Origin of the sequence: Haloarcula sp. JP-Z28, from assembly GCF_011440255.1 — an archaeon.
In the GTDB taxonomy this organism is placed as follows: Archaea; Halobacteriota; Halobacteria; order Halobacteriales; family Haloarculaceae; genus Haloarcula; species Haloarcula marismortui.
Window position 1 is genome coordinate 75,810 of record NZ_JAAOHT010000007.1, and the last position, 9,297, is coordinate 85,106.

7 protein-coding genes and 1 pseudogene are annotated in these 9,297 nt (G+C 54.6%); 2 read left to right on the forward strand and 6 right to left on the reverse strand.

Annotation, left to right across the window (positions count from 1 at the left end):
- Window positions 1-79: 79 nt before the first annotated feature.
- The 5 genes from G9463_RS24470 to rdfA form a co-directional block, all read right to left on the reverse strand.
- On the reverse strand, window positions 80-277 hold the full coding sequence (locus G9463_RS24470) for a 30S ribosomal protein S17e (protein ID WP_004965512.1): 198 nt from the start codon (window positions 275-277) through the stop codon (window positions 80-82).
- 144 nt (window positions 278-421) lie between these two features.
- Complete coding sequence (nadE, locus tag G9463_RS05310; protein WP_370457894.1) at window positions 422-1,270, reverse strand: NAD(+) synthase; 849 nt, start codon at window positions 1,268-1,270, stop codon at window positions 422-424.
- A 416-nt stretch (window positions 1,271-1,686) separates the two neighbouring features.
- The gene (locus tag G9463_RS05315) at window positions 1,687-2,511 is read right to left on the reverse strand and encodes a hypothetical protein (RefSeq protein WP_165896177.1); all 825 of its coding nucleotides are present in this window, start codon (window positions 2,509-2,511) and stop codon (window positions 1,687-1,689) included.
- Window positions 2,512-2,667: 156 nt separating this feature from the next.
- On the reverse strand, window positions 2,668-4,458 hold the full coding sequence (locus G9463_RS05320) for an archaea-specific SMC-related protein (RefSeq protein ID WP_165896178.1): 1,791 nt from the start codon (window positions 4,456-4,458) through the stop codon (window positions 2,668-2,670).
- Window positions 4,455-5,102 (reverse strand): rod-determining factor RdfA, encoded by a 648-nt coding sequence (rdfA, locus tag G9463_RS05325; RefSeq protein WP_007190641.1) that lies wholly within the window; start codon window positions 5,100-5,102, stop codon window positions 4,455-4,457. Before rdfA ends, G9463_RS05320 begins: the two co-directional genes overlap by 4 nt.
- A gap of 547 nt (window positions 5,103-5,649) precedes the next feature.
- Here rdfA and G9463_RS05330 point away from each other — a divergent pair.
- Together G9463_RS05330 and G9463_RS05335 are read left to right on the forward strand one after the other, a co-directional pair.
- On the forward strand, window positions 5,650-8,814 hold the full coding sequence (locus G9463_RS05330; RefSeq protein ID WP_165896179.1) for a GAF domain-containing protein: 3,165 nt from the start codon (window positions 5,650-5,652) through the stop codon (window positions 8,812-8,814).
- 69 nt (window positions 8,815-8,883) lie between these two features.
- Complete coding sequence (locus G9463_RS05335) at window positions 8,884-9,147, forward strand: HalOD1 output domain-containing protein (protein ID WP_004965521.1); 264 nt, start codon at window positions 8,884-8,886, stop codon at window positions 9,145-9,147.
- 44 nt (window positions 9,148-9,191) lie between these two features.
- Here the strand turns inward: G9463_RS05335 and G9463_RS05340 are convergent.
- A pseudogene (locus tag G9463_RS05340) lies at window positions 9,192-9,297 on the reverse strand (IS5/IS1182 family transposase); the annotation flags it as partial.

The window sequence follows — 9,297 nt, forward strand, 5'->3', positions numbered from 1 at the left end:
ATCGGGATGGCCGCCGAGTGCAGACAATCCGGCCACAGACGTGTGGCGCTCCGTGTGGCGCGTGTGCTTCGTAGTGACCTCAGCTTTGCGAGCCGTTCCGTGTCCGTTTTTTGCGGGTGATGTATCTGGTGAGTCGGGTTTGTGTACGAAACGAATCCACGCTGGCAAGTCGCTGAACGAGACGAGTGTTTGTCTCGTACTGCTCAGTAAACAGTTCAGGATACTCCGACAGTAGCCTGTCGCCGATATCGATTATCTCCTTGGGGTCGGCCTGCATGGATGTGAGAATCGCGGAGTATAGCTGTTAACTGCTTTGCTCACAGAAAGACCACGGTGTGGCTCATACTGTTGGCCGTCCATATTGTGAGAGATTTGCGACCCCTGGGTGGCGAAAGACGCCACAGACAGACAGCCGAGAGTATCAGTTATCCATCGAGGGCTTTGGTGGCGTGTGTCGCTTGTGGCGCGTACTGGCACACCACTGAATCGTTCGCTCGACGACAGATTCGCCAACACCGACTTTGTCGGCCACTGTCGACGCGGAGCAGCCCCTATCAATCGCGAAGTGGAGGATGCTGTCGAGGTCTCGCTGGTCGATGCCCAGCTCCGCCGCATCAGTTGCACCAGTGTGCTCCATTAAACGTGAAGACTGGTCGAGTAGGTTCGATGGAACCGCGAGCGCATCAGCAAGGGCCTCGATCTCAGTTCGATAGAGGTCGCCAAACAGCGACAGGTCCACGCCGTTCTCGCCGTGTTTCGCAACGGAACCCAGCAGTCGGTCAGTCCGGGAGACCGTCCCAACGACGAGTTCGTTTCTGGTGTTTGCGACGTAGTACTTACACGCCATCCGGAAGCGTTCGCCGGCGTTTTGCATCGCCACGAGGTCGTCGGTCGGCTCACCGGTTTCACCGACGACCCGCTGGAACGCCGTCAGTACCGGCTGCAGGTTGAGCCGATGGCAGTCGATATCCAGCAGCGTCGCGACGGTTTCAGCCGTCCGGGCAGGCCCTTCATCGCTTAGCTGTACCGGCATCACCAGTCCGGTCACGTAGTCGGCCCCGATACCGTCGACAGCTAGCGCCGCCGCAACCGTCGATTCGATGCTGCCATCAAGCGGCACGACCAGCCCATTGGCCTCCGCCTCCGTGATCTTGTTCTCCAGAAACACCGGAAGGATTCCCTGTATCCGTCTGGTCGCTGCCTTCGAGGTCGCCAATCCGTGTTCCTCACGCGGGAGTTTGAGCGTGTGAGGGTGCGTCGCTTTGCTCACAGGTCACTCCCTCGCTTGCAATTCTGGATATGCACGGAGATGCAACTAGTGAAACGCATGCATCCAACCAGCCTAATCATGCTAGAAAAGAGGTCACTGATGTCGTATAACTGTTGTCGACAAACGTCATGAGTGTCTTCAGTAGCCTCGATACACCTTATATATTACCTCAGGTTATTACATATTATAAGCGGCCCAATAACCAAGACAAGATATTTTTCGCACTAATTGCCGACCGTACAGACTATAATATTCAGAATATTGTCCAATCTTTAGATTTAGGACTGCGAAGGAGGGGTACTTCGAGGCGAAAATGTACCCAGCCACTCAGATCAGCATCCAGCAAACCACGGGGCGTTTTGAGAGGAACGCCACATACACCAGCGATAAAATAAAGTACGCGGCACCAAGGTCCCTTACGTCGCCGGTTTGGTCGTTTCCACGGACTGCTCAGTGACGACCAGTTCACGGTTGACAACCCAGTCGACAATCGTGCTACTGTCTATCCGATCCGAGAGGACATCGCCGTCTACAGTGTACCGTCTGACTTTGTACGAATCCATCGCGTTCCGGTTCTCGGTGACAGCTTCGACGGCTTCGATTCGCTCGTCAGTCACGGTATTGCGATACGTGACGCCGGGGACAACGCTGACAGCCGGAACGTCAGTCGGCCAGTCCCAGGTAAACTGCTTGTAGTACTGGTCGGACTGCCACACGAGACTGGCGGCGGAGGTGTCTGCTTCGAGCGTCCCGTCAGCCACCGCCTCCAGTGTCCGGTCCCAGTAGTCTATCACGCAGGATTTGAGGTCCGTCTGAAGCTGTCCCTCAATCATCTTCTGTTCGATAGGATACCGCAGTTCAATAGCGACGATGGCGTGACTGTCGAGATGGGTAAGACATCGCTGACACTCCATCTCAAACACGGAGAGGCCAAGCGGTTGCTCAACCGTGAGATGGACGAGTTCGTTCCCGCAGTTCGGACACCACAGGAATAACACGTCGTCGTGGCTCCCGGTTAGTTCCGCCAGCACAGTCAGATCGTCGAACGCCTTGTCGATGTCGGCGTCCTGTGGCTGTCCGGACTCGCTTGTCGCTGTATTGGAGGCGTCGTCGGTGTACTTTGCGAGTTTGCGGTCTTTTAGCAGTGTTTTGATGACCGAATCGTACGACGAGTGTGACTCCGCGTTCCGTATTTGCCTCAATTTATTTTTCGTCCAATCTTTTACCCGAATGGTCGCCATCTGATTGTTGAACAACCCTACCACTAATAGTATTTTTGTATAATTATCCTAAAATTGAAAATACTCTTAGAGAGTGTATTCCGTTCTTGAACAACAGGGTATGCAGTCAAGCAAGGCATCAGCGTCGGTGGTGCGGACACTCCGACTTAAGCGAGACTAGTCAGCCGAAGCCTGTTTTTCGTTCGCAACAGTCCACCGGGTCGGGTCGATCTCGCGTCCGTCAAACGCAGTGTATTCCGGGTACGCAGTGAACACCAGATACTCCGTTCCTTGCTGTAGGTACTCAATAAGGGTGTGCAGATTGTCATCGTCAAGACCGCCAAGGCCGTCAACGAGCAAGAGCGGGACAGCGTCGCCAACATCAAACGACTGGCGGCCGGCCAGCGCTGCCACAAAGCCAATAAGTTCGAGTTCCCCCTCGCTGAGGGCATCTAAGCTCGCTTCCTGACCGTCGCGAGCGACCACAATATCGAAGTCAGCGGTGAGTCGAGCCGTTTCGAACCCCGTCCCAAATCGGGAAAGGATGTCCTGCATCGCCGTATCGAACGCTTCCCGTGCCTCACGCTTGAGTCGGTCTTTTCGGCCCCGGAGTTCCGCGAGGTCGTCACGAAGGGATTCGAGGTCGGTTTCGAGCGTGTCGACGCGGGCCGCTCTCGTTTCGAGTTGCGCCAGTTCGTCGGCGGTGTCTTCGAGTTCGGCCTCGCGGTACTTGATCTCACTTTCGACATCCGAAAGTTCCGCCACGGCCGCATCAACGTGATCGGAAAGCCGCTCCACGTCCCCTTGGGCCTTTTCGAGCCTGCTTCTGGCTGCATCGAGGCTTTGTTTCCGGTCGGCCAGCGTCGTCTTCAACTCAGCGATGTCTTCTTCTAAATCGGCTTTTCGCTGGCGAGCCTGGCTGATTTCCTCGCGCTGTGTTTCCAGTTCCTCGACAGTATCTCGGTAGGTCTCCTTCTGGGCGCGAAGCGCCGTGAGTTCGCTCCCAAGAGCGTCCAGCCGGTCAGCCAGGTCCGCTCGTGTTGTCTCGCTGCCGCATGTCCAACAGGCAACGGTGTCCTCGTCGATATCACGCTCCACCTCGGTAAGCAGGTCCAGTCGGTCTTCACTGAGTACCATTTCGGTGGCGGAGTAGACGGACTGGAGTACCTCGGCGTCTCGCTCTACTTGTGAGAGGGACTCCCTCGCCTCCGAAAGTTTGTCTGCAACGTCATTGTACTCCGGGATTTCGAGAGCATCAAGATCATCTTGGCGCTCCGAAAGACGCTGTTCCGTCCGCTCGATACTCTGCTCAAGTCGTTCGACGCGGTTTTGCGCCTGATTCTGTTCAGTTCGTGCTTGGCTGAGCTGACGGCGGACCGACTCCGAACTGTCGTCGCTTCCTGCCTCACTGTCGATCGTCTCACGTTTGGCCTGCAAATCTTCAATTTCGTTTTCTAGCCGTGTCACTTTCTCTTGAACACTGGGAATCCGCTTTTTCGCCTCGCGTGCCTGCGTAAGTTCTGTTTCGATCTGTTCGCGCTCTCGCTGTAACGTCTCGATCTGTGCGTCGATATTCTGGAAGTCGAGCGGCCGCAACAGCACGTCCTCAAGATTTTCTCCTGCCCGGACGGCACGGCGGACTTCGTTGCGCTCGTCCAGACACGCGAACAGTTCAGCGCGTGTCACGTCGTACTCGTCGCTGAGGTATGGCTCACCGCGTCGGGCGACGGTACCGTTCTCACGGGTGAGCGCCACGTCATAGACGCCTGTCGGTGTTTCTAGATGTACTGTCCCGCTTTCTGCCCCTTCGGTCAATTCTGTGGAGGTGCCAAGGGCCGTTTTGATTGCTTCGATGAAGCTCGATTTCCCCTGCCAGTTCGAACCACGGACGACGTTTACTCCCGGCGCTATCGTTGCCGACCCATCAAGTATACCTGCGATTCGTTCGATGTCGATGTTCCAAGTCATGAGTTGTGTGCTGACAGATTCGCGCTCCGGTGTTGCTTACAGACGTACCCACGCTCAAGTGCGACAGCGAACGGAACGCGGGTCGGACAGTCTGGACATCCAAGTTGTATCTGGGCCTCAATCTCCGCGGTGTCACCGCCGTCGATGTCGCCTTTCTTCGCGAGCGATGACAGTGCCGTTTCGGCCTTCTGTTCGACAACCGTCTTGGCCGTTGCCACGCTCTCGCGCTCCCAGTTAGTTGTCGCCTTCTGTGGCTCTTTTTCACCGTCCAGACAGTCGTTGAGATGTGTTCGCATCGTCCCCCACGACACCATATCATCATGGAGCGACGCACCAGGGATGCCTGTAGCTTGCAGTCGCTCGATGAGTTCGTCCCGTTGTAAGTCGTCATCGCCACATAACGTCTCGTAGTCGCTGTCTATACGGGTATCAAGGGCTTCACGACCGTGTTCAGTATACACCTGTTTGAGGAGTCGTTTGTTGAACCACGCTGTCAACGACCGATACCCCATTTCGGTCCGGTCATCAGCGCCTGTCCAGCGTGCGAGCAGGCCATCGTCAAGGGACTCGTAGACGGGGTCCGCTGACGCCAGCCCGTACTTATCGATAACCGCATCTACTTTGCAACCGGAGTCAACAGCCATTGTTCAGTCGTTTCGGCCTGTTCAGTAATAGTTTTTGACGCCTGGTGTACGCACAGTGTACGTGAGCCCTAACTTCGATAGTCTACACACCCTTAGTGTGTACTTTGGTCATAGACGAATATGAGTGGGGGAGGAGAATTATTCGCAAATGGAATTATTATTACACATATGCTAGTAAATGCGTTATCATTCTTATCTGGTATTTCTCTCATATTATTATGTAGTCGATATTTACAGAGCTAAATCCAGGTTTGATTCAATCCCAATACAGACCGTTTCTTACCACATTTGATATCTGTACGATAGCATATCGACGAGAAGATATTCAAGGTACAAAACTATTAGAATATATAGATTTCTAATAACTCGGGTCAGGAATCATTGGTTCGGAGAGCGTAGTGTTTGTATGCTTGTAAGAGTATGAACTACCTACTGATTCGGGTTGGACCGAGTTTCTCAAGGGAGACAGTGACTAGCAGAGGCAGAACAATGGCTGCGTTGCAACCAAGTCAAACGTTTATACGGGCTGTCGCGTAAGTAGTGTAGTATGCGGAAGTTGGCCGGTGAAACTGGACCGGCACCAACGGATAGTGGGACGGAAGCCCCGAAAATCAAGGTGCTGTTAGTTGATGACTATGGGGAGTTCCGGCAAACCACGGCAGAACTGCTGGAACACGAGAACGACCGTATCGAGGTAATTGAGGCCGCAAGCGTCGATGATGCCCTCAGCTACTTCGATTCCGAGTCGATCGACTGTATCGTCAGTGACTACGAGATGCCCGAAGCTGACGGGATTGAATTCGTAGAGACGGTACGACGGTCTAACGGAGACCTCCCGTTCATCCTGTTGACAGGCCAAGGGAGCGAGAAACTCGCCAGCGAAGCGGTTTCGGCCGGCGTCACCGACTATTTCGTCAAAGGTGGTGGGCCAGAACAGTACGCAGTACTCACAAACAGAATCGAGAACGCAGTCGAATCGTACCGATTCCGACGGGAAACAGCGCGGTTGTCGCGGATCAATTCCCTGTTCCGAGAAATAAACCGCCAGGTGCTGAGGGCGTCAACAGCCGACGAGATCAAAGCGGCTGTCTGTGATATCCTGACCAGTTCGGATGCCTACCAGTTTGCCTGGATCGGTGAAAAAAACGAGTCAGGCGACGTCGTTCCCACCGCTGGCGGTGGCGACGCACTCGAATACGTCGAAGCGATGCTCTCTCGCTATGACCGCTCAGTGTTCGATGACGGACCGTTCGGCCACGCAATCGAAACCGGCGAACAGCAGGTGGCGTCTGATATCAGGACTGGTTCGTCTGTCCAGCCATGGCAGGAACTTGCATCGGAGTACGGGTTCCGGTCGATGATCGTTCTCCCGATCCAGTACACAGGATCAGTACAGAGCGTAATTTCGATATACGCAGACACACCCTTCGCGTTTGACGAGGCGGAGCAGACAGTACTGACAGAGCTTGCTGAGATTGTCGCCGATGGGCTCCATTCAACTGCAACACGTGCCGAACTCGAAATGCGGGAGGAAGTCCTGCGGACGATTACCGAAGTGTTCACAGCACGGGACGGGGCGCTACAAGAACAGATAGCGGACCTCATGCAAGTCGGCCGCAGCGTGCTTGGAACCGAGTACGCAACACTTTCTCATATAAATGGAATGGAATACGATTTCGAGGTGCTCCAGACACCAGAGGAAACGATTTTTTCAGGCGGAACGATTCCGTTGTCGGAAACCCCCTGCGCGAAAGCTATCAAAGACGGGGAGACGGTCGTGATGACTGACGTTGCTGCCGACTGCGGCGACGATAGTCGAGACCACATGTGGGATGACGAAGTCGATCGGTATCTCGGCACGCCACTCACTGTGGGTGGGAGTATCTATGGGACGCTCTGTTTCTACGGGTCCGGGACGAGCGGGACCGGGTTTTCGGACTGGGACGTAACGCTCGTGGACCTGCTGAGCAAGTGGATCGGAAACGAATTACAGACACAGCGGGCTGAGATGGGCTTTACACAGCTGTACGAAACCGCAACAGACCTCTTGGGCGTGACTTCAGAGGAGGAAGCCGCGCAAATTGTCGTCTCGCGGACCCGTGATATCATCGGTCTCCCTGAGGTTGTGCTGTACGCGTTCGACAGCGAGACGAACACTTTTCGCCCGCTTTCGACGACGGAGACCGAGGAACACCAGGCTATCCCAGCAGACGGTGATAGCTTCGTAAGTTCGGCCTTCTTTACCGAGGAAACTATAATCTGCGACGAGAACTCGGCCTCGGAATCGGGCGAGAGCACGACGACTGATGGAAAAGCCGTCTTTGTCCCGCTGGGTGACCATGGGGTACTTCGAGCGGGCGACACAATCGGCGGCGAGTTCGATACCCAGACTCGTCGAATTACCGAACTCCTCGGGGCAACTATTCGAACAGCGTTCGATAGGCTGAACTACGAGACGGAACTGGAAGATAGGCAACGCGATCTGGAGCAACAGACGGTGCAGCTTGAGCAGATGAACCGGTTGACAGAGTTGAGTCAGAAAATTCACGAGCGAGTGCTCAGGGCAGACAGTCGCTCAGAGATAGAGCAGGCAGTGTGTGACCAGTTAGTCGCGTCCGACATCTGTTCGTTTGCCTGGATCGGTGAATACGAATCCGATACTGACCGTGTCACGCCACGGACGTGGGCAGGAACCGACCGTGGCTTTCTGGAAGAATCCCGCACACCTTCGAATGAAACACCGCCTCCACCAGCAGTCCAGACAGCCCGGACGAACGAGCAGACGCTGAACAACAACATCGCGGACGGGCTCAGAGGGAAGGGGTGGCAGCGGCGGCTACTGGAACGCGGGTTCCAATCAGTCGTCAGTATTCCACTCAGCTATCAGCAGCTCTCATATGGGATCCTGACTGTGTACGCGAAAGCGCCGAACGTTTTCGATCTGCCGACACAGTCAGTACTCGAGGAAGTGAGTGAGACGGTTGGATACGCCATTAACAGCATTGAGACGAAGCAAGGGCTCGTCGCGGATCGGGCTGTCGAGCTTCAACTGGAAGCAACCGAATCCGATGATATCCTCCATCGGATCGCGGGCGTCGTCGATGCAGAGATATCATTCGAGGGGATCGTCCCACAGGGAGATGCCAGCTGTATCGTGTTTTTCAGCACTGACGCTCCCTCAGAAGATCTACAAGCGTGCTTGGATACCCTCCCTCGGATTGAGCGAATAGAGTGTCTAACCGACACAGAAGATACGAGTTTGTTCGAAGCGACAGTCTCGGGTACACAACTCGCACTGACAGTCGCCGAACAAGGAGGAGCCCCGCAATTGATCCAGTCTGATGGGAAGACGCTGAAGATTCAGATTGAGGTTCCACAGACTGTCGATATTCGCCAACTCATTGCTGAGTTACGGCGTTCATGTCCGGACATCGAACTCGTCAGCCGTCACAAGCGGGAACGTAGTGTCCAAACCCGCGAGTCATTCTACTCAGAACTGACAGCACAGCTAACCCCTCGGCAGTTTGAGGTCCTGCTTGCAGCCTTTTATAGCGGATTCTATCAATCTCCCCGGGACAAGACCGGTCAGGAAATCGCTGATACACTCGATATATCACAGCCGACGTTCAGCCACCACCTTCGGGTAGCTGTCCGGAAACTACTTGAGGAGTTGTTTGGCGAAGAGAGAACGGCACAGCATCTAGATAGATAGCATCTGTTATCTGAGTTTGCTAGTCTGATAGAGTATATCCTGATACGGGAGTGGTTCATACAAAGAACAATGAGTTTGGAGTGGAACGAGACAGAAACGGTCTTTTGGGCAAACCAGTACGAATCACCGAGTGAAGCGATTGTTACCGCTATAGCAGCTAAAGAATCCGTAACGGAAACTAGTCTCCCGCCGCTGTATAATCAAATCGACCCGGATGCCCTCGACACACTTGTCGCAGGGCAGTCCACCGACGACATTCAGATCAGTTTCACATACAGTGGGTACACCATTCGGATTCGAGACAGCGAGACAATCGAGATCACGCCCACGTAACCGGCTATCAACTTCCTACTAGTGAGGGTGTCATAGAACTCTTCTCACACCGTGATGATCGTGCTTCCCGGATTGTCTCCGCGTTCGTAATTGGTGATTGCGACGACCAGGCGAAGACACAGTGCGAGGAAGACCTGCGCTCGTGCGTGG

Bases quoted from the DNA above. Each gene is read 5' to 3' on its own strand.
- G9463_RS05330 (WP_165896179.1), top strand. From the start codon at position 5,650: ATGCGGAAGTTGGCCGGTGAAACTGGACCGGCACCAACGGATAGTGGG.
- G9463_RS05320 (WP_165896178.1), bottom strand. From the start codon at position 4,458: ATGACTTGGAACATCGACATCGAACGAATCGCAGGTATACTTGATGGG.
- rdfA (WP_007190641.1), bottom strand. From the start codon at position 5,102: ATGGCTGTTGACTCCGGTTGCAAAGTAGATGCGGTTATCGATAAGTAC.
- G9463_RS05335 (WP_004965521.1), top strand. From the start codon at position 8,884: ATGAGTTTGGAGTGGAACGAGACAGAAACGGTCTTTTGGGCAAACCAG.
- G9463_RS24470 (WP_004965512.1), bottom strand. From the start codon at position 277: ATGCAGGCCGACCCCAAGGAGATAATCGATATCGGCGACAGGCTACTG.
- G9463_RS05315 (WP_165896177.1), bottom strand. From the start codon at position 2,511: ATGGCGACCATTCGGGTAAAAGATTGGACGAAAAATAAATTGAGGCAA.